Origin of the sequence: Novosphingobium sp. TH158 (assembly GCF_002855555.1) — a bacterium.
Classification (GTDB): Bacteria; Pseudomonadota; Alphaproteobacteria; order Sphingomonadales; family Sphingomonadaceae; genus Novosphingobium.
The window spans coordinates 2206066-2225306 of sequence record NZ_PKRT01000001.1; the positions used below are offsets into that span (position 1 = coordinate 2206066).

The following is a 19241-nucleotide window of genomic DNA, read 5'->3' on the forward strand; positions in this document are numbered from 1 at the left end:
GCAAGGCATGAAGATTTCGCAGGCGCTTTCGCGCATCGCTCCGTCGCAGACAACAGCGATGACAGACCGCGCCATGGCCCTGCGCGCCGAGGGACGCGACATCATCTCGCTTTCGGTCGGAGAGCCGGACTTCGCCACGCCGGATCATGTCGTGGAAGCCGCCAAGGCGGCGCTCGATGCCGGCGAGACGAAATATACGGCCGTGGGCGGCACGGCGCGGCTCAAAGCAGCGGCGGCCCTGCATTTCTCCCGCGACCTGGGGCTGGAAACCCAGCCTTCGCGGGTGATCGTCAGCGCCGGGGGCAAGCAGGCGATCTATCACGCGCTGCTCGCGACAATCGATCCGGGCGACGAGGTGCTGATCCCCGCGCCCTGGTGGGTCTCCTATCCCGAGATCGTGCGCTTTGCGGGCGGCACGGTGGTGCCGATGGAAACGTTCGCTGCCGGCGGTTTCCGGATCAGCGCCGCGCAGCTGGATGCCGCGATCACGCCGCAGACCCGCTGGTTGCTGCTCAACAGCCCGGGCAACCCCACGGGTGCAACCTATCCGGCAGAGGAACTGCGGGCCATTGGCGAAGTGCTGCGCCGTCACCCGCAGGTGCTGGTGATGAGCGACGATATCTATGCGCCGCTGCGCTATGTGCCGGGCCGTCACGCGACGCTCGCGGTGGAATGCCCCGATCTGGCAGACCGGGTGCTGACGGTGTCCGGCGTATCGAAAAGCCATGCCATGACCGGCTTCCGCATCGGCGTGTCGACAGGCCCGGCGTGGCTGATCTCTGCGATGGAGACGCTGCAATCGCATTCCTCGGGCAATCCCGCTTCTATCAGCCAGGCCGCCGCGGTTGCCGCTTTCGAAGGGCCGCAGGGCTTCCTGGCCGATTGGTGCGAGCGCTTCCGCCAACGACGCGATCTGGTGGTATCGGCCATCAATGCCATCGCGGGCCTGCATACCCCTGTGCCCGATGGCGCGTTCTATTGCATGATCGATGCCGCCCCGCTGATGGCGCGGTTCGGCGATGACAGGGCGCTGGTCATGCACCTGCTCGATCATGGCGTGGCGGTTGTCCAGGCATCGGCATTCGGCGGGCGCGACGGCTTCCGCATTTCTTTCGCTGCCGACGAGGCAACACTTGGAGAGGCGATGCGGCGCATTGCCGGAGCACTGGCATGAGCAGCATCCCCATCCTGTATGAAGACGGCGAAGCGCTGGTCATCGACAAGCCCGCGGGTCTGCCGCTTGACCGGCCCCGCGCCGGCGGCAGGAGCCTTGAAGACCGGCTGGAGGAGCTCAAGCTCGGTTTCCAGCGTGCGCCGGTTCCGGTGCACCGGCTTGATCAGGACACCTCCGGCTGCCTGTTGCTGGCGCGCAACCCCAAGGCGCTGAAGCGCTTTGCCGCCGCCTTCGAGAACCGGCAGGTCGAAAAGCGCTACCTCGGCGTGGTTGCCGGGCGCATCGAGGGCGAAGAGGGCACCATTGCTCTCTCGCTCAGCAAGATTTCCAGCGCTGAAAAGGGCTGGCGGATGATCCCTGCAAAAAAGGGCAAGCCGGCCGTTACCCACTGGCGCAAGCTGGCGGAGCGCGGCGGACTGACCCTCGTCGAATTCCGGCCCGAGACCGGGCGTACCCACCAGATTCGCGTTCATGCCCTTGCCGGGCTGGGGGCGTCCCTGCTTGGCGATCCGGTCTATGGCAGCGGCAAGGGTGCCCCGCGCACCATGCTGCACGCCGCCGGACTGGTCGTACACCGCGAGGGCAAGACGCCGATCGAGGCCGTGGCTCCCCTGCCGGCCGACTTTGCCGCACTTGGCTTCACCGATGGATGAGGTGATCGACCGGGCCATGGCGCTGTTGAGCGAAAGCTTCATCGCCGCTGCCGGTCCGGGCGGTCAGAATGTCAACAAGGTGGCAACCGCGGTGCAGCTGCGGCTCGACGTGTTTGCCCTGCGCCTTGAGCCGCAGGTGTTTCACCGGCTCAAGCAGATCGCCGGCAGCAAGATGACCGCGAAGGGCGAACTGGTGCTGACCGCTCGGCGCTTTCGCACGCAGGAAGCCAACCGGGCCGATGCGCGCGAGCGGCTGGCCGAATTGCTTCGCGACGCGCATGACCTGCCGCAGAAGCGGGCGAAAAGCCGGCTCAACCGCGTGGGCAAGGAAAAGCGATTGCAGGGAAAGAAGCTGCGCGGCGCGGTCAAGGCCGGGCGCGGCAAGGTCTCGTACGACTAGCTCGCGCTGGCGGCCGGCGCGGGAGCGGCCTGCTGTCCCTGTGGGCGCGCGGGCATGGCGCTGGGGCTCAGCTGGCGCTGGTCAAGCATTTCCGCCGCTTCGTCGAGCGCCTTGTTTTCTCCTGCAGTAACGCCACCCGGCGTGTCGTTGCCCGATCCGCAGGCCGTCAGCAGCAGGAGGGGCAGGAGGGCGGAGAGTCTCACGTCGCGTGTTCTCCGGATTGCGGGGGCGGGCCCGGCAAGGTCCGCGCCCCGATCCATTACCGGCAGGATTACTGCTTGGGCGCGTCGGCCTTTTCCAGATCCTCGAAGTCCTGCGCCGTCTTCTCGGCAGCGGCCTTGACCTCATCCGGGGTCTTGGCGGCCGGGGCAGCGGCTTCGGTGGCGGCGCTGTCGGCAACCGGGGTGGCATTGGCTTCGGCCGAATTCACCGCTTCTTCCGCGGGCATCTCGACATTGTCGGCGCTCGCTTCGGCGTTCGGGTCGTCGGACTTGCCGCAGGCGGAAAGCGCCAGCACGGCAAGCGGGGCGAAAGCGGCAAAGGCAATCTTCTTCATGGCATGTCCCTATGGCACGAGTCGCAAGGACCGGCGCACGGCCGGTCCACGGGGCAGGATTCTAGCGGCGACAAGGGCTCAAGACAAACGCCATTTTGCCGTTTTCCCGTATCCATCGCCGTGTTGCGGACCGCTGGGACGATAGCCGGAATGCGGCCTTGATAGGATATAAAGATTTCTTTATATGACCCGCCAAATGAAGATCGATCCCACCCTGCGCGCTTTGGCGGATTCCACCCGCCTGCGCATCATGCGGCTGCTGGCGCACATGGAGCTGGCAGTGGGTGAACTGGCACAGGTGCTCGGCCAAAGCCAGCCGCGTGTTTCGCGCCATGTCCGCATCCTGTGCGATGCCGGGCTGGCGGAACGTCGGCGCGAAGGTTCGTGGGTGTTCCTGCACATCGCCGTCGCCGCCGATCGCGCGCCCCCGATCGGGGCCGCCGTTGCCCGCCTGCTTGACGCGGCAGAGGCTGACGATGCCCAGTTCGCGGCCCGCTGTGCCGAGGATCGCCGCCACCTTGCCGCGATCCGCGCCGCGCGGGAAAACCAGGCCGCCGCCTATTTTGCCCGCCACGCCGGGGAGTGGGACCAGCTGCGCTCGCTCCACAGCAGTGACGAAGTGGTCGAAGCCGCGCTGCTCGAAACCCTTGGCCTGGGCATTGGTGCGCTGCTCGATGTCGGCACGGGCACGGGGCGCATCGCCCAGTTGCTCAGCCCGAACGCCGCCCATGTCACCGCGCTCGACAAGAGCCCGGAAATGCTGCGCATCGCCCGCGCCCGCCTGCAGCACCTTCCCGCCGGTGAGGTGGATCTGGTGCAGGGCGATTTTTCCGAGCTGCCGTTTGCCGCCGGCACCTTCGATACGGTCACCTTCCATCAGGTCCTGCACTATGCGCAGGACCCGGGCGGCGCCTTGGCCGAGGCAGCGCGGGTAACGCGGCCGGGCGGACGCATCGCGGTGGTCGATTTCGCCGCGCATGACCGCGAGGAACTGCGCAGCGTCCATGCCCATGCGCGCCTTGGCTTCTCTGACGAGGCCATGCTCGCCATGCTCAGCGATGCCGGCTTCGCAGCCGTACCCGCCTGCGCGCTCCCCGGGCGCGAACTCACCGTCAAGATCTGGACCGGCACGCGCGTGGCGGTAAAGCAAGCACGAAAGACCCAACCGGCATGACCCTGCAGCCGCCCCTCTTTGCCGACCTTGCCGGAGACGTTTCGGTCTCGTTCGAATTCTTCCCGCCCAAGAGCGAGAAGATGGAAGAGCAGCTGTGGGATGCGATCACGCAGCTCGCCCCGCTCGATCCCTCCTTCGTTTCGGTTACCTATGGCGCCGGCGGTTCGACGCGCGAGCGGACCCACGCAACCGTGGCCCGGATCGTCAGGGAAACCAGCCTGGTTCCGGCCGCGCACCTCACCTGCGTTGCGGCAAGCAAGGGCGAGATTGCCGAAATTGCCGATCAGTACTGGGAAGCCGGGGTGCGCCACATCGTTGCCCTGCGCGGTGATCCGCCCGGAACGGATCAGCGCTTTGCCCCGCACCCCGATGGCTATGCCTCGGCCGCGGAACTGGTCGGCGGGCTGGCATCGCGTCATGCCTTCGATATTTCGGTCGCCGCCTATCCCGAGGTTCATCCCGAGGCCGTCGATGCCAATGCCGATCTCGACAACCTGAAGCGCAAGCTCGATGCCGGGGCCAGCCGGGCGATCACGCAGTTCTTCTTTTCGCCCGAGGCCTATTTCCGCTTCCTCGACAAGGTCCTGGCCGCGGGCATTTCCGCACCGATCCTGCCCGGCATCATGCCGGTGACCAACTTTGCCGCCATCCGGCGCATGTCTGCCAACACCGAGATTCCCGGCTGGATGGAAGCCATGTTCGAAGGGCTGGACGATCGTCCCGGCCCGCGCGCGCTGGTTGCCGCCGTGGTCGCGGCCGACATGTGCCGCCGCCTTTACGAAGGCGGGGTACGCGATTTCCATTTCTATACGCTCAACCGGGCGGAGCAGGCCTATGCCGTCTGCCACCTGCTGGGCCTGCGTCCCAAGGAGACCGAGGCATGAGTGCCCGCGAAAAACTGCTCGCCGAAGCCGCGAAGCGCATCCTCATCACCGATGGCGCTTTCGGTACCGAGATCCAGAACTGCAAGCTGACCGAGGCGGACTATGCCGGGTCGCTGGGGCTGGCAAAGGACCAGAAGGGCAACAACGATATCCTGGCGCTGACCAGGCCCGAAGTGCCCGAAGCCATTCACCGCGCCTATTTCGAGGCCGGTGCGGACATCGCCGAGACCAACACCTTCAGCGCCAACCGGATCAGCCAGGCGGACTATGCCGCCGAGCACCTGGTGCGCGAAATCAACGTCGAAAGCGCCCGGCTTGCCCGCCGCGTTGCAGACGAGTTCGAGGCGAAGGATGGCCGGCCGCGCTTCGTCGCCGGCGCCATCGGGCCGACCAACAAGACGCTGTCGCTTTCGCCCGACGTCAACGACCCCGGCTATCGCGAGATCGACTGGGACACGCTGGTGGATGTCTATCGCGAACAGGCAGCCGCGCTGGTCGAAGGCGGGGCAGACTTCATCCTGATCGAAACCGTATTCGATACGCTCAATGCCAAGGCAGGCATCATGGCCTGCAAGCAGCTCGAGAAGGAGCTCGGCCGCGAGGTTCCGATCATGCTGTCGATGACGCTGACCGACCTTTCCGGTCGCAACCTTTCCGGCCACACGGTCGAGGCCTTCTGGCACGCGGTGCGCCATGCCCGGCCGGTTACCGTCGGGCTCAACTGCTCGTTCGGAGCAACCCAGCTTCGTCCGCACGTGAAGGCGCTGGCCGAGATCGCCGATACGCTGATCATGGTCTATCCCAATGCCGGCCTGCCCAACGAACTGGGCCAGTATGACGAGATGCCCGGCACCACCGCGGCGCTGGTCAGGGAATGGGCCGAACATGGCCAGGTGAACATCCTGGGCGGATGCTGCGGATCGACCCCCGCGCACATCGCGGCCATGGCGCAGGCGGTGAAGAACGTGCCGCCGCGACAGCTTCCGGTGCTTGAACCCATTACCCGCCTTGCCGGGCTCGAACCCTTTACCATGGCTGCCTGATCCGATGACCACACCCAGTTCCGCGCGCTTCGTCAATGTCGGCGAACGCACCAATGTCACCGGCTCGGCGGCGTTCAAGAAGCTCATCCTCGCGGGCGATTACGCCAAGGCGGTCGAGGTCGCGCGCCAGCAGGTAGAGAATGGCGCGCAGGTGATCGACGTCAACATGGACGAAGGCCTGCTCGATGCGGTCCACGCCATGACCACCTTCCTCAAGCTGATCGCGGCCGAGCCCGACATCGCCCGCGTTCCGGTGATGATCGACAGCTCGAAGTGGGAAGTGATCGAGGCCGGGCTGAAGTGCGTTTCCGGCAAGCCGATCGTCAATTCGATCTCGATGAAGGAAGGCGAAGAGCCGTTCCTCGACTACGCGCGAAAGTGCATGGACTATGGCGCGGCCGTGGTCGTCATGGCCTTCGACGAAAAGGGCCAGGCCGATACCAAGGAGCGCAAGGTCGAGATCTGCGAACGGGCCTACAAGCTGCTGCTGTCGATCGGCTTCCCGCCGGAAGACATCATCTTCGATCCCAACGTCTTCGCGGTCGCCACCGGCATCGAGGAGCACAACAATTACGGCGTTGATTTCATCGAGGCCGTGCGGGAAATCCGCAAGCGCTGCCCGCATGTCCATTTCTCGGGCGGGCTTTCCAACCTCTCGTTCTCGTTCCGCGGCAACGAGACGGTACGCCGCGCGATGCATTCGGTGTTCCTCTATCACGCGATCCCCGCCGGGCTCGACATGGCCATCGTCAACGCCGGCCAGCTCGACGTCTACGACCAGATCGACCCCGTGCTGCGCGAGGCCTGCGAGGACGTGATCCTCAACCGCGATGAAGGCGCGACCGAGCGCCTGATCACGCTCGCCGAAAGCTACAAGGGCAAGGACAAGGCCGAGGAGAAGGCCGCCGAGGAGTGGCGCGGCTGGGATGTCGTGCTGCGGATCGAGCATGCCCTGGTAAAGGGCATCGACGCCCATATCGTCGAGGATACCGAGGAAGCCCGCCAGCAGATCGCCGATCGCGGCGGCCGCCCGATCGAGGTGATCGAAGGCCCGCTGATGCAGGGCATGAACACGGTGGGCGACCTGTTCGGCTCGGGCAAGATGTTCCTGCCGCAGGTGGTGAAATCGGCCCGCGTGATGAAAAAGGCGGTCGCGCACCTGATCCCCTTCATCGAGGCGGAAAAGACGGCGGCGAGCAAGCCCAAGGGCAAGATCGTGATGGCCACGGTGAAGGGCGACGTCCACGATATCGGCAAGAACATCGTCGGCGTCGTGCTCCAGTGCAACGGCTACGAAGTGATCGACCTTGGCGTGATGGTGCCGTGGACGACGATCATCGAAACCGCGCAGAAGGAGCAGGCGGACATCATCGGCCTGTCCGGCCTGATCACGCCCAGCCTCGACGAGATGGTCACTGTGGCCGAGGAAATGCAGCGCGCGGGGCTAACGATTCCGCTGCTGATCGGCGGCGCCACCACCAGCAAGCTGCATACCGCGCTGCGGATCGATCCCGCCTATGAAGGCCCGGTCGTCCACGTGCTGGACGCGAGCCGCGCAGTCGGCGTTGCCTCGCAGCTGCTCTCGGACACCCAGGCCGAAGGCTTCATCAAGGCGACGGCCGACGAATACCAGCACATGCGCGACGTGCGCGAAGGCAAGGAGGCGAGTGTGCTCCTTTCCATCGAGGACGCGCGCGCCAATGGCTTCAAGGCGGACATGAGCGAAAAGGCGCCGCCGCCGGAGCAGCCGGGGCTGCATGTGTTCGCCGACTGGGACCTGGCAGACCTGGTCGACTGCTTCGACTGGACGCCCTTCTTCCGCGCCTGGGAACTGGCCGGCACCTTCCCCGCTATCCTGCAGGATGAGGTCGTCGGCGAAAGCGCCAGCGCGCTCTACAAGGATGCGCGCGCCATGCTGGAGCGGATCGTCAGCGAGAAATGGCTGACTGCGAAGGGGGTCTGCGGCTTCTGGCCCTGCGCCCGCGATGGCGACGATGTGGTGCTGCACCTTGAGGGCAACGTACCGCCGTTGCACCTGCCGTTCCTGCGCCAGCAGATCCGCAAGAGCCGCGACCGGGCCAACTATTGCCTCGCCGATTTCATCGATCCCGATGGCGACTGGATCGGCGGCTTCGCCGTGGGCATCCATGGCATCGAACCCCACCTCGAGCGCTTCCGCGCAGGCCACGACGATTACAACGACATCCTGCTGAAGGCACTGGCCGACCGCTTTGCCGAGGCTTTCGCCGAGCGGCTCCACCAGCATGTGCGCACCACCCTGTGGGCCTATGCGCCCGGCGAACAGCTGACCAACGAGGCGCTGATCAAGGAGGAATACCGCGGCATCCGTCCGGCTCCCGGCTATCCCGCCTGTCCGGATCACACGCTGAAGCCGGTGCTGTTCGACCTGCTGGATGCCGGCAATACCGCCGGCCTTACGCTGACCGAAAGCATGGCCATGCTGCCGACCTCGGCCGTCTCGGGCTTCTACTTCGCTCACCCGCAAAGCGAGTACTTCGGCGTTGCCCGCATCGGGCGCGACCAGCTGGCGGACTATGCCGCGCGCAAGGGTGTCAGCGAGGCCGAGGCAGAGCGGTGGCTGCGCCCCAACCTGGATTGATCGGCTGCTATTTCCCGTCGAAGCGGGCGGGGCGCGAAAGCTTGTAAGGCAGTTCGCTGGAGGCGACGCTGGATTCGCGGCCGTTCTCGTGGATCAGCGTCACCCGGCCGAGGCCGGCGTTGACCACCACGCCCGCAACCGTATCGACCCATTTGTGCAATTCGGCGCGAATGAAGGCGAGCCCTTCGCCCGAAGTGCTGGCCTCACCGGCGCTTTCCACTTCGGCGGCCAGTTCGACCGCGCGCTCGACGGCGGCATCGATATTCGCAGACTTGTCCATCGGCATTCCCTTCGTGCCTATCATGGCACAGTGCGACGCGCGCAAACAGGCTCGACGTGGCGCGGCGGGCCATTATCATCGCGCCGATGCTTCGCCTGATCCCGCTTCTCATGGCCGCGCAACCGGCACCACCGGCAGATCCCGTTCCGGCGAGTGTGACGGTCAGCTTCGACCGGCAGGGAATGCAGGTCGAAGTGGCGGAAGGCGCGGCGGATCGCCGCACGGGCCGCAAGGTCACGGCGGACGATCCGGTCCGCGTGGCCAGCATTTCCAAACTGGTGACGGCAATGGGGGTGATGCGACTGGTTGACCAGGGCAAGCTGGACCTTGATCGCGACGTTTCCGATTACCTGGGCTGGCCGCTGCGCAACCCGGCCTTCCCAGACCGGCCGATCACGATGGAGATGCTGCTGTCGCATCGCTCCAGCCTGCTCGACGGGCCGGACCTCTACATCATCCCGCTGGGCACCACGCTTCGCGAACGGCTGGCCGATCCGCGCGTGTGGGACAAGGCCCATGCACCGGGAACGGACTGGTTCCACTACACCAACCTGAACTTCCCAGTCGTCGCCAGCGTGATGGAAAGGGTAACCGGCGAACGGTTCGACCGGCTGATGGCCCGGCTGGTGCTGAAGCCGCTGAAACTGGATGCCTGCTTCAACTGGGGCGAAGGCTGCTCGCCTGCAACGGTGAGGCGCGCGGTGGTTCTCTACCGTGCGAGTGGCGAGGTGGCGAAGGATGATCTTCAGGGGCGCCTGCCCGATTGCCCCGTGGCGGTTGAAGCAGGGGCGCCGTGCGATCTTTCCGCATACCGGCCGGGAGACAATGGCTCGCTGTTCTCGCCGCAGGGCGGCTTGCGGATTTCGATGAAGGGGCTGGCGCGCATCGGGCAGGTTGCCGCCGGCAGTACGGCGCGGGGCTTCCTGTCGCAGCCCAGCTATTCCCGCCTGTTCAAGCCGGTATGGAGCTTCGATGGCAGCAATGGCCTGGGAGAGGACGGCTTGCCCGGGTTCTTCTGCGCCTATGGCCTTGCCGCTCAGCGCATCGCCAATGACCAGCCGGGCTGCCGCGATGACCTGTTCGGCGACGGCGTGATGCGCCTGGGCCATTCGGGCGATGCCTATGGCCTGAAGTCCGGCCTGTGGTTCGATCCCTGGACCGGTCGGGGCCTCGCCTATTTCACCACTGCCGTGCCCGACGGCGATGCGGGCAGGCGCAGCGCTTTCACGGCGCGGGAAGAAGCATTGGCAGATCGCGCGAAACACCGCTGAACAGGATCAATTCCGGGGGTAATCCGCAGGATTGGCGCTCCCCACCCGAGCCCTGATCTGCCATAGCCGCCGGGCGATGCTCGATACGGCCGACCTGATCCCAGCCCTGCACACCACCTTCGGCTTCTCCGCCTTTCGCGGGGTGCAGGAACAGGTGGTGCGCCGGGTCCTGGGCGGCCAATCCACCCTGGCGGTCATGCCGACAGGCGCGGGCAAGTCTCTGACCTACCAGCTTCCCGCGACGCTCTTGCCGGGGACCTGCGTGGTCATTTCCCCGCTGATCGCGCTGATGCATGATCAGCTGCGCTCGGCAGAGGCCAACGGCATCCGTGCAGCCAGCCTAACCAGCGCCGATGCCAACCGCGAGGAAACGATCGACCGCTTCCGCGCAGGCGGGCTGGACCTGCTTTATGTCGCGCCCGAACGCGCCAGCCAGCCGCACTTTCGCGAACTCCTCGGGGCCGGGCAGATCAGCTTTTTCGCCATAGACGAGGCGCACTGCGTTTCCGAATGGGGCCACGATTTCCGGCCGGACTATCGCGCGCTGCGTCCGCTGATGGACAGTTTCGGTAGCGTGCCCCGCCTTGCCCTGACGGCGACGGCTGACGCGCACACCCGCGCGGACGTGCTTGCCCAGCTTGGCATTCCCGGCGACGGGCTGGTGATCGCAGGGTTCGATCGCCCGAATATCCGCTATGTCATCTCGCACCGCGATAGCGGCTTCCAGCAATTGCGCGACCTGCTGAAGCAGCAGCCGGGGCCCGGGATCGTCTATGCGCCGACGCGCCGACAGGTCGAAGACCTCGCCGCACGACTTGCCGAGGCGACGGGCAGGCGGGTGCTGCCTTATCACGCAGGCCTTCCGGTTGAGGAGCGCGCCGCGAACCAGGCGGCCTTCGTGGCCAGCGAAGACATGGTGATGGCGGCCACGGTCGCCTTCGGCATGGGTATCGACAAGCCCGACGTGCGCTTTGTCGCTCACGCCGGCATGCCCAAGTCGATCGAATCCTATTACCAGGAAACCGGGCGCGCCGGGCGCGATGGCGACGATGCGCTGGCAGTGATGTTCTGGGCGGCGAAGGACTTTGCCCTTGCGCGGGAGCGGTTGTCCGAACTCGACGAAAGCCGCCGGGCCAGTGAGCGGGCGCGGCTCGATGCCCTGGCCATGCTGGTGGAAAGCCCCACCTGCCGCCGCGCCATGCTGCTGCGCCACTTCGGCGAGGATCCGCCGCAAGCCTGCGGCAATTGCGACAACTGCCTGGAAGCGCCGGGTGTTGCCGATGGGTCGGTGGTGGCGCAGAAGCTGCTTTCCGCTGCCTACCGAACCGGCCAGAGCTTTGGCATCGGCCACCTGGAGAAAGTCCTTGTCGGGGCGAGCGACGATCGCGTGGTCCAGCGCGGGCATGACCGGCTTTCCGTTTTCGGCATCGCCAGCGCCGAAGAAGCGCGGCTGATCAAGCCTGTCGCCCGTGCCCTGCAGGCGCGCGGGGCGCTAGTGGCCAACGAACATGGCGGCCTGATGCTGTCCGGCGATGCGCGTGCCATCCTGAAGGGCGAGCTCCCGCTCGCAGTGGTCCTGCCCCCGGCAAAGGGCCGCCGCCGATCGCGCGGTGAGGCTGTGGCGAACCCCGTTGGCAACCCGCTGTTCGAAGCGCTGCGCGCCCTGCGGCGCGAGCTGGCGACCGAGGCGGGCATTCCGCCCTATGTCATCTTCCACGATGCAACGCTGCGCGAAATGGCGACCAGGCGGCCCGCCAGCCTTGCCGAACTCGGTGCCATCGGCGGTGTCGGCGCGCGCAAGCTGGAAGCCTATGGCGATGCCTTTCTCTCCGTGATCCGCCAGCATTGAAGAGCGAATTTAACTGATCGATTAAAATCCGGTTGACCTGCGAATCGTTCGCAGTAAAGGGATGTCTTCGGCCGTAACAGCAACGGGCGAAATGCTTTGGACATTCTTCTTTCACCGGTAATCCTGTTCTTCCTGCTCGGCGTTCTCGCCGCGGCAGCGCGATCCGACCTTTCCGTTCCCGAGCCCTTGGCGAAGAGCCTTTCGCTTTACCTCATGGCCGCGATCGGCCTGAAGGGCGGGGTGCAGGTTTCGCAGGCCGGTTTCAGCGCGGAGATGGGCTGGGTCTCGCTCGCCGGCATGGGCCTGAGCTTCGCCGTGCCGTTCATGGCCTTTGCCCTGCTGCGCTCACTCGGCGGGCTCGACCGGCTGAATGCGGCGGCGGTCTCGGCCCATTACGGATCGGTGAGCCTGGTCACCTTCGTCACGGCGTCGGATTCTCTCACCCGCGCCGGCATGGCTCCGGCAGGCTATCTTGTCGCGGTGATGGCCCTGATGGAAACGCCCGCAATCGTCAGCGGCCTGTTGCTTGCCCGTACCGCCGGCACTGCGCGCGATCGCGACGAACCGGCCGGTGGCGGGCACTTGTGGCGCGAGGTGCTGCTGAACGGTTCGGTCGTGCTGCTGCTGGGCGCGTTCCTGATCGGCCTGGCGATCGGCAAGGACAAGTTCCAGACCATTTCTCCGGTATTCGTCGCCGGATTCACCGGGCTGCTTTGCCTGTTCATGCTCGACATGGGCCTGATCGCCATGCGCCGTTTCCGCGAAAGCCGGCGGCTGAGCTGGCGGCTGGTCGCGATTGCCCTGGCGCTGCCGCTGGTAAACGGAGCGATCGGGCTTGCCCTTGCCGCGGCGCTCGGCCTTGATCCCGGCACCGGGGCGGCCTTTGCCCTGCTTGCTGCCAGCGCTTCCTATATCGCGGTTCCCGCCGCCATCCGACTTGCCTTGCCCGATGCCGATCCCGGCATCTACCTGTCGATGTCGCTGGCAGTGACCTTTCCCTTCAACATCCTCGCCGGGATTCCGCTGTTCAGCAGCCTGGCGGTCAGCCTGCTGGGCTGGGAGACCGGTTCATGATCCAGACCTTTACCCGCAAGCGCATCGATATCCTGGTCGATGCTCCCCTCACCGACTGGCTGGTCGAGAAGGCGAGACAAGCCGGGATCCCGCACCACAGCCTGCTGCCGGTTCATTCGGGCGAGGGGCGATCCGGCACCTGGCGCGATGACGATGGCTTCGGCTCGGTGGCAAAGCGGATGTTCGTTGCCGTCTCCAACGAGGAGAAGGTCGGCCACCTGCTTGAACTGCTGGCGCCCCGCATAGAAACGCACGGGCTGGTCATCACCGTCTACGATGTCGAAGTGATCCGCGGCGAGCGGTTCTGAAGAAAGGGAAAGGGCGCCCGCACCGTGATGCGGACGCCCTCCCTGGAGACCTCGTTATGGCCTGAAGCAGGTCAGGCCTTTTCCGGCGCCGCGGCGGGCTCATGCTCCTCGCCGCGGGTCTTCCACAGCGAGTAGAGCACGCCGGCGGCAATCAGGCCGAAGGTTACGCCAAGGCTCCACACCGGCGGGAACTTGGCACCGCCCAGCACGAAGTCGGCGATCAGGATCTTCGATCCGATGAACACCAGCACCGCTGCCAGCGCGTACTTCAGGTAGTGGAAGCGGTGAACCATCGCCGCCAGCGCGAAATAGAGCGCGCGCAGGCCCAGGATGGCCATGATGTTGCTGGTATAGACGATGAAGGTGTCGGTGGTGATCGCGAAGATCGCCGGCACCGAATCGACCGCGAAGACCAGGTCGGCCAGGTTGATCACGACCAGTGCGAGGAACAGCGGCGTCGCGGCCAGGGCCAGCTTGCCGGTCTTGGCATCGGGCACCCTGACGAAGAAGTGCTGGCCGTGGAGCTCCTTGGTCACCCGCATGTGCGTGGAGATCCAGCGGACGACCGGGTTCTTCGAAATGTCGGGCGCGTGGTCGGTTGCCCAGAACATCTTCACGCCGGTGATGATCAGGAACACCGCGAAGATGTAGAGCACCCAGTAGGCCTGCTCGACCAGCGCTGCCCCGGCGGCAATCATCAGGCCGCGCAGCACGATCACCGCGAGGATGCCCCAGACGAGCGCGCGGTACTGGTACTTTGCCGGGATCGCGAAGAAGGCGAAGATCATCGATATGACGAAGACATTGTCGATCGACAGCGCCTTCTCGATGAAGAAGCCGGTGTAGTACTTCATGCCCAGGTCGGCGCCCTTTTCCACCCAGACCCAGGCGCCGAAGGCCATGGCGATGGCGATGTAGAAAGCCGAGAGCTTCAGCGATTCGCCGATGCCCATCTCGCGGTCCTCGCGATGCAGGACGCCAAGGTCGAAGGCGGTAAGGGCCAGGACGATGACGCCGAAGGTCAGCCAGAACCACAATGGTGTGCCGAGGCAGTCGGCGGTGAGAAATTCCATTTAATCAGTCCCTGTTGAAACGCCGCGTGCCGGGGCGGGCATGCGCTCCCGTCCCGGCTGCCAGCGGCATGAGAAAAGTCAGCCGATGGCCTTGGTCTTGCGGCGCAATACAGCCGCGATCCTGTCCTTGATCGCCAGCTTCAGCTTCTTGAGCCGAGCGATCTCGAACGGATCGATACCCTTGCGCCGCATGGCAATGCGCAGCGCTTCATCGAGTCGCTGGTGGCGTTCCATCAATCGGAAAACACGATCGGACATAGGTCATCTCCCTATCGAACAGTTGAGTTCGATCGGATGCACCGTGTCCCGGTTCCGGGGGAGGGATAGGGGGGAACGACCCGGACCCAGAAACATCGGTACATCCGATGCGGTCCGACATCACGAGGCGTACTGCCATTTCCGGCCAGTGCGCCGCGCCAGAGGGGCCCGGTTCCGCCCCCTCTTAATAGGAGTGATTCGTTCCACTTTCAAGAGCCTATTGACGAAAGGTCGAATCGCGATATTAATATGATATCACTTTAAGCAGAGGGGCAATGCGATGTCAGACAGCCATCCCGCCATGAATTCCAGCCGCGAACGCAGTGCATGGAGCACCAGCGGCTACCTGATCTTCGTGCTTTTCCTCGCGCTGCTGGTCCTGACCATCTGGCGCATCATTGCCTTTGCCGGCGGCGATCCGGCAGAGGAGCAGGTGTTCGGCTTTCTCGTTTCCAGCGGCCTCAGCATCGTCGCTCTCGTCGTGCTGTCGAGCGGGTTCTACATGATCCAGCCCAACCAGGCGGCGGCGATCACCCTCTTCGGGTCCTATCGCGGCACTGACCGCAATACCGGCCTGCGCTGGGTCTGGCCGTGGATGGGCAAGACCAAGATCTCGGTCCGGGCCAACAACGTCGTTTCCGAAAAGCTCAAGGTCAACGACCTGCGCGGCAACCCGATCGAAATCGCCACCAACGTCGTCTGGCGCGTGGCCGATACGGCGCAGGCGCTTTACGATGTCGATGACTACAAGGCCTTCGTTTTCGTGCAGATCGAGGCCGCGGTCCGTTCGATCGGTTCGCGCTATCCTTATGACGATATCGAACACCACGAAATCACCCTGCGCGGCCACCACGATCACGTGAACGCCGAGATGCGCACGGAACTGAACGAGCGGCTCAAGATCGCCGGCATCACGGTGGACGAATGCGGGCTTACGCACCTTGCCTATGCGCCCGAAATTGCCGGGGCCATGCTGCGCCGCCAACAGGCGGAGGCCGTGATCTCGGCGCGCAAGAAGCTGGTCGAGGGCGCGGTGACCATGGTCGAGATGGCGCTGCATCAGCTGTCGGAAAAGGACGTCGTCCACCTCGATGACGAGCGCAAGGCGGCAATGGTCTCGAACCTGATGGTCGTGCTCTGCGGCGAGCGCGATACCCAGCCGGTAGTCAACGCGGGCTCGCTTTACTGACTGGTCCGATGGCTGTCCCACCGCGCAAATCCTTCCCCCTGCGGCTCGACCCGGCGCTCTACGCGGCGCTGGAGCGGGTCGCGGCGGCTGATTTCCGGTCGGTCAATGCCGAGGTCGAGGTGCTGCTGCGCGAAGCCCTGGCGCGACGGGGTATCAAGATCGCTGCTGTCGAGCCGCCGCGCCGGGGCAGGCCGCCTAAGGAGACGGACTGATGCGCGAGGAGGACAAGCCTTTCGTCTGCTACAAGAGCCGCTGGTCGCTGAAGATCCAGCCGCGCAACGCGACAGGGTGGAAGCTCTCGTTCTTGTGGCTGCTCGCCATGCTGCCGCAGACCGGGCTGTTCATGTGGGCCATGGGCAGGCACCCCGGCGGTGGCCTCGCGGCGGTCTATACCCTGCTCTATACCGCGGCGATGGCGCTGTGGGGCTGGCGCATGGTCGTGTGGATGAAGGCGCGCAGCGAAATCTTCGACATGGACGAACTGCTGGCCATCAAGCGGCAGCAGGACCAGCAGGCGCGGCGCAAGGGCCGCTGAGCCATTTACCCGATCTTGACCGGCACGGGACTATTGCCGGCGCATGAAACGCAACCGCCTGATCGCGCTGGCAACCCTGGCTGCCGGCATCGCCTCCGCACCGCTCTGGGCACAAAGCGGCGCGCCCTACACCGTGCTGGAAACCGGCCGGGGCTATGCCCGGTTGCAGGATGCGGTGAACGCCATCGGTGACGGACGCGGCACGGTGCAAATCCCGTCCGGCCGCTTTGCCGATTGCGCGGTGCAGGAAGCCGGCGAGATTACCTTCACCGCCGCCGTCGCGGGACAGTCCGTGCTTGAGGGCGAGGCCTGCGAGGACAAGGCGGCGCTGGTGCTGCGCGGGCGCACCACCCATGTCGAAGGGCTGGTCTTTGCCAACCAGAAATCCAGCTCGGGCAATGGCGCCGGCATCCGCGCGGAAAAGGGCCGCATTTCGGTTTCGCAAAGCTGGTTCCGCGATAGCCAGCAGGGCATCCTTTCGGCCGACGATCCGCAGGGAACGCTCACCGTGGACAAGAGCACCTTCACGCGGCTTGGCACCTGTGCCTTCAGCGCAGGCTGTGCCCATTCGATCTACGTCAACGGGTTCGGCGCGCTGACCGTCACGCGCAGCCGGTTCGAGATCGGACGCGGCGGCCATTACGTGAAGAGCCGGGCGGCAAAGGTTGCCGTGCTGTCGTCCAGCTTCGACGATTCGCAGGGCAAGTGGACCAATTACATGATCGACCTGCCCGCCGGTGCCACCGGCCGCATTGCCGGCAACTGGTTCGTCCAGGGGCAGCACAAGGAAAACTATTCGGCCTTCATCGCCGTGGGCGCCGAAAGCCGGACGAACCGCTCTGCCGGGCTGCAGATCGAAGGCAACGATGCCCGGCTCGTGCCGGGGTTGCAGCGCGATACGGTCTGGGTGGCTGACTGGACCGGTGAGGCGCTTGCCATCGGCCAGAACAGCCTGGGAAGCTACCTCAAGCGCTTCGAGCGGCGCTGATTGCGCTCAGAGCAGGTGCCCCGTGCGGTCGCGCTTGGTGGTGAGATAGCGGGCGTTATGCGGGTTGGGCGGCAGCTGGTGCGGCACGCGCTCCACCACGTTGACGCCTTCGCCCTCCAGCGCCGCAACCTTGGCCGGATTGTTCGTCATGAGCCGGATGGCATGTACGCCAAGCAGGTCCAGCATCCGCGCGGCCACGGGAAAGTCGCGCGCTTCGGTCGGCAGGCCCAGCCGGTTATTGGCATCGACCGTATCGAACCCCTGGTCCTGCAATTCGTAGGCGCGCAGCTTGTTCACCAGCCCGATGCCGCGCCCTTCCTGTCGCAGGTAAAGCAGCACGCCCCAGCCGCCTGATCGAGCCTCGTCGGCCATGGCGGCGATTGCTGCGTCAAGCTGCGGCCCGCAATCGCACTTCAGGCTGCCCAGCAGGTCGCCGGTCAGGCATTCCGAATGCAGCCGAACGAGCGGCGGCCTGTCACCGTCCTGCGCGCCGATCACCAGCGCCACGTGCTCGCGCATGTCGTCGGCGGAGCGGAACGCGACGATCTCCGCGTCCTCGCAGGCCGCCACTGGCAGGCGCGCCCGCGCCGCGATCGCGAGGTGGCGGGTGTCGCGCCATTCGGCAAGGTCGCCCCACGAGACAACCTGCGCCTCTCCGCAAGCAGTCGGATCGACAAGGAACGCCGGCAGGATACCCGCCAGCAGCGCCAGTTCCATAGCCGTCGCCGCCGCCTTCGGGTGATCGAGGTGCTCGGCCAGGAAGGGGCCCTTGAGCGGATTGGCAAGATCGAGCGATGGATCGGCAATCACCCGTGCCTCGCCGAGGGAAAATGCCTCGCCGCCGCGGATGAGCACCGGGGCATGGGGCTCGGCCGCCTCGCGCTGGTTGGCGAGCTTCAGCGTAATCGCGCGTGCCGACGAGATGAGCAGGCGGTTCGCCGCGACGTCCGGCCCGAAACCGGTTTCGGCCGGCAGCAGGCGCAGCACGCCATCGACTTCGACCGGCCAGCCGTGGCGCAGCGCGTCGAGCGCCAGGGCAACCCGGCGGGTCGCTCTCAAAGATCGAACTCCGTGATCAAGGGAACGTGGTCGCTCGGCTGCTCCCAGCGGCGCGTTTCCTCGACGAAGCGATGGCTGCGGGTCTGCGCGGCAAGCTCGGGCGAGGCCCACATGTGATCCAGCCGGCGCCCGCGATCCTTTTCCTGCCAGTAAGTGCGATAGGACCACCAGGTCCAGTTGCGCTCGGGTGCGGGGATATGCTTGCGGCCCAGGTCCACCCAGCCGTGGGCATCGGCAAAGCGGCCCAGCGTTTCCACCTCCAGCGGCGTATGGCTGACCACCTTGAGCAGCGCCTTGTGATCATAGACGTCGCATTCCAGCGGGGCGATGTTGAAATCGCCGACGATCAGGGTCGGCCGGTCGATCTGGTCGGCCCAGCGCGTCATGCGGCCAAGGAAATCGAGTTTCTGGCCGAACTTCGGGTTGGCCTCGCGATCGGGAATGTCGCCGCCGGCCGGGATATAGACGTTCTCGAGTATCACGCCCTGTCCCGGGCCGAGCAGTTCCACGCCGACATGCCGGGCCTCGCCATTGTCCTGCCAGTCATGCCGGCTGAACTCTCGCAGCGGAATGCGGCTGACCGTTGCCACCCCGTGATAGCCCTTCTGCCCATGGACCACGCGGTGGGTATATCCTGCTGCCTCGAACACTTCGTGCGGGAACAGGTGCTCGGCGCACTTGATCTCCTGCAGGCAGAGCACGTCGGGCGACTGCTCGGCAAGGAAGCGGATGACCTGTTCGGCGCGCAGGCGAACGGAATTGATGTTCCAGGTGGCGACGGAAAGCATGGAGAGGGCTTTAGGTGCATGGGCCGGTGCAGGCAATGCCTGCGCCCTCGGTGCCGACGATGCGA

22 protein-coding genes are annotated in these 19241 nt (G+C 65.6%); 15 read left to right on the top strand and 7 right to left on the bottom strand.

Annotation, left to right across the window (positions count from 1 at the left end):
* Positions 1–7 precede the first annotated feature (7 nt).
* From C0V78_RS10925 to arfB, 3 genes are read left to right on the top strand one after another with little or no spacing between them, the layout of a single operon-like run.
* The gene (locus tag C0V78_RS10925; protein ID WP_101798323.1) at positions 8–1174 is read left to right on the top strand and encodes a pyridoxal phosphate-dependent aminotransferase; all 1167 of its coding nucleotides are present in this window, start codon (positions 8–10) and stop codon (positions 1172–1174) included.
* Positions 1171–1827, top strand: coding sequence for an RluA family pseudouridine synthase (locus C0V78_RS10930; protein WP_101797741.1), 657 nt, complete (start codon positions 1171–1173; stop codon positions 1825–1827). Before C0V78_RS10925 ends, C0V78_RS10930 begins: the two co-directional genes overlap by 4 nt.
* Entirely contained in the window at positions 1820–2227 is a 408-nt protein-coding gene (arfB, locus tag C0V78_RS10935) for an alternative ribosome rescue aminoacyl-tRNA hydrolase ArfB (RefSeq protein ID WP_101797742.1), read from the top strand. Before C0V78_RS10930 ends, arfB begins: the two co-directional genes overlap by 8 nt.
* On the opposite strand, the gene C0V78_RS10940 is transcribed toward arfB, so the two are convergent.
* A complete protein-coding gene (locus tag C0V78_RS10940; RefSeq protein ID WP_101798324.1) occupies positions 2224–2430 on the bottom strand; it encodes a hypothetical protein in 207 nt (68 codons plus the stop codon). The genes arfB and C0V78_RS10940 overlap by 4 nt on opposite strands.
* A gap of 68 nt (positions 2431–2498) precedes the next feature.
* A complete protein-coding gene (locus C0V78_RS10945) occupies positions 2499–2783 on the bottom strand; it encodes a hypothetical protein (RefSeq protein WP_101797743.1) in 285 nt (94 codons plus the stop codon).
* 196 nt (positions 2784–2979) lie between these two features.
* Here C0V78_RS10945 and C0V78_RS10950 point away from each other — a divergent pair, with 196 nt between their 5' ends.
* Genes C0V78_RS10950 through metH form a run of 4 tightly spaced genes read left to right on the top strand, consistent with a single transcriptional unit; the run spans position 2980 to position 8504 of the window.
* Positions 2980–3957 (top strand): metalloregulator ArsR/SmtB family transcription factor, encoded by a 978-nt coding sequence (locus C0V78_RS10950; protein ID WP_101797744.1) that lies wholly within the window; start codon positions 2980–2982, stop codon positions 3955–3957.
* Positions 3954–4841, top strand: a complete 888-nt coding sequence (gene metF / locus C0V78_RS10955; RefSeq protein WP_101797745.1) for a methylenetetrahydrofolate reductase [NAD(P)H] — start codon at positions 3954–3956, stop codon at positions 4839–4841. The genes C0V78_RS10950 and metF overlap by 4 nt, the downstream gene beginning before the upstream one ends.
* On the top strand, positions 4838–5884 hold the full coding sequence (locus C0V78_RS10960) for a homocysteine S-methyltransferase family protein (protein WP_101797746.1): 1047 nt from the start codon (positions 4838–4840) through the stop codon (positions 5882–5884). The genes metF and C0V78_RS10960 overlap by 4 nt, the downstream gene beginning before the upstream one ends.
* A 4-nt stretch (positions 5885–5888) precedes the next feature.
* A complete protein-coding gene (metH, locus tag C0V78_RS10965; RefSeq protein ID WP_101797747.1) occupies positions 5889–8504 on the top strand; it encodes a methionine synthase in 2616 nt (871 codons plus the stop codon).
* Positions 8505–8511: 7 nt separating this feature from the next.
* Here metH and C0V78_RS10970 read toward each other — a convergent pair whose 3' ends face one another.
* Positions 8512–8784 (bottom strand): hypothetical protein, encoded by a 273-nt coding sequence (locus C0V78_RS10970; protein ID WP_101798325.1) that lies wholly within the window; start codon positions 8782–8784, stop codon positions 8512–8514.
* Positions 8785–8870: 86 nt separating this feature from the next.
* Here C0V78_RS10970 and C0V78_RS10975 point away from each other — a divergent pair, with 86 nt between their 5' ends.
* From C0V78_RS10975 to C0V78_RS10990, 4 genes are all read left to right on the top strand, one after another.
* Positions 8871–10055: a serine hydrolase gene (locus C0V78_RS10975; RefSeq protein ID WP_101798326.1), complete on the top strand. Its 1185-nt coding sequence runs from the start codon at positions 8871–8873 to the stop codon at positions 10053–10055.
* Positions 10056–10131: 76 nt separating this feature from the next.
* Positions 10132–11904, top strand: coding sequence for a DNA helicase RecQ (gene recQ / locus C0V78_RS10980; RefSeq protein WP_101797748.1), 1773 nt, complete (start codon positions 10132–10134; stop codon positions 11902–11904).
* Positions 11905–12000: 96 nt separating this feature from the next.
* On the top strand, positions 12001–12978 hold the full coding sequence (locus C0V78_RS10985; RefSeq protein WP_101797749.1) for a sodium-dependent bicarbonate transport family permease: 978 nt from the start codon (positions 12001–12003) through the stop codon (positions 12976–12978).
* A complete protein-coding gene (locus C0V78_RS10990) occupies positions 12975–13286 on the top strand; it encodes a P-II family nitrogen regulator (RefSeq protein ID WP_101797750.1) in 312 nt (103 codons plus the stop codon). Before C0V78_RS10985 ends, C0V78_RS10990 begins: the two co-directional genes overlap by 4 nt.
* A 71-nt stretch (positions 13287–13357) precedes the next feature.
* Here C0V78_RS10990 and C0V78_RS10995 read toward each other — a convergent pair whose 3' ends face one another.
* Both C0V78_RS10995 and C0V78_RS11000 read right to left on the bottom strand, forming a co-directional pair.
* A complete protein-coding gene (locus C0V78_RS10995) occupies positions 13358–14359 on the bottom strand; it encodes a TerC family protein (protein ID WP_101797751.1) in 1002 nt (333 codons plus the stop codon).
* 78 nt (positions 14360–14437) lie between these two features.
* Positions 14438–14617, bottom strand: coding sequence for a YdcH family protein (locus tag C0V78_RS11000; protein WP_101797752.1), 180 nt, complete (start codon positions 14615–14617; stop codon positions 14438–14440).
* Between the two features lie 280 nt (positions 14618–14897).
* Between C0V78_RS11000 and C0V78_RS11005 the strand changes: the two genes are divergently transcribed.
* From C0V78_RS11005 to C0V78_RS11020, 4 genes are read left to right on the top strand one after another with little or no spacing between them, the layout of a single operon-like run.
* A complete protein-coding gene (locus C0V78_RS11005) occupies positions 14898–15806 on the top strand; it encodes an SPFH domain-containing protein (protein ID WP_101797753.1) in 909 nt (302 codons plus the stop codon).
* A gap of 8 nt (positions 15807–15814) precedes the next feature.
* Positions 15815–16018, top strand: coding sequence for a toxin-antitoxin system HicB family antitoxin (locus C0V78_RS11010; protein ID WP_101797754.1), 204 nt, complete (start codon positions 15815–15817; stop codon positions 16016–16018).
* Positions 16018–16341 (top strand): hypothetical protein, encoded by a 324-nt coding sequence (locus tag C0V78_RS11015; RefSeq protein WP_101797755.1) that lies wholly within the window; start codon positions 16018–16020, stop codon positions 16339–16341. The genes C0V78_RS11010 and C0V78_RS11015 overlap by 1 nt, the downstream gene beginning before the upstream one ends.
* Before the next feature lie 43 nt (positions 16342–16384).
* Positions 16385–17329, top strand: a complete 945-nt coding sequence (locus tag C0V78_RS11020) for a right-handed parallel beta-helix repeat-containing protein (protein WP_173843385.1) — start codon at positions 16385–16387, stop codon at positions 17327–17329.
* Positions 17330–17335: 6 nt separating this feature from the next.
* Here the strand turns inward: C0V78_RS11020 and ribA are convergent, their stop codons facing one another.
* Positions 17336–18388, bottom strand: a complete 1053-nt coding sequence (gene ribA, locus C0V78_RS11025) for a GTP cyclohydrolase II (protein WP_254049893.1) — start codon at positions 18386–18388, stop codon at positions 17336–17338.
* Positions 18385–19176 (bottom strand): exodeoxyribonuclease III, encoded by a 792-nt coding sequence (locus C0V78_RS11030; RefSeq protein WP_101797756.1) that lies wholly within the window; start codon positions 19174–19176, stop codon positions 18385–18387. Before C0V78_RS11030 ends, ribA begins: the two co-directional genes overlap by 4 nt.
* Between the last annotated feature and the right edge of the window lie 65 nt (positions 19177–19241).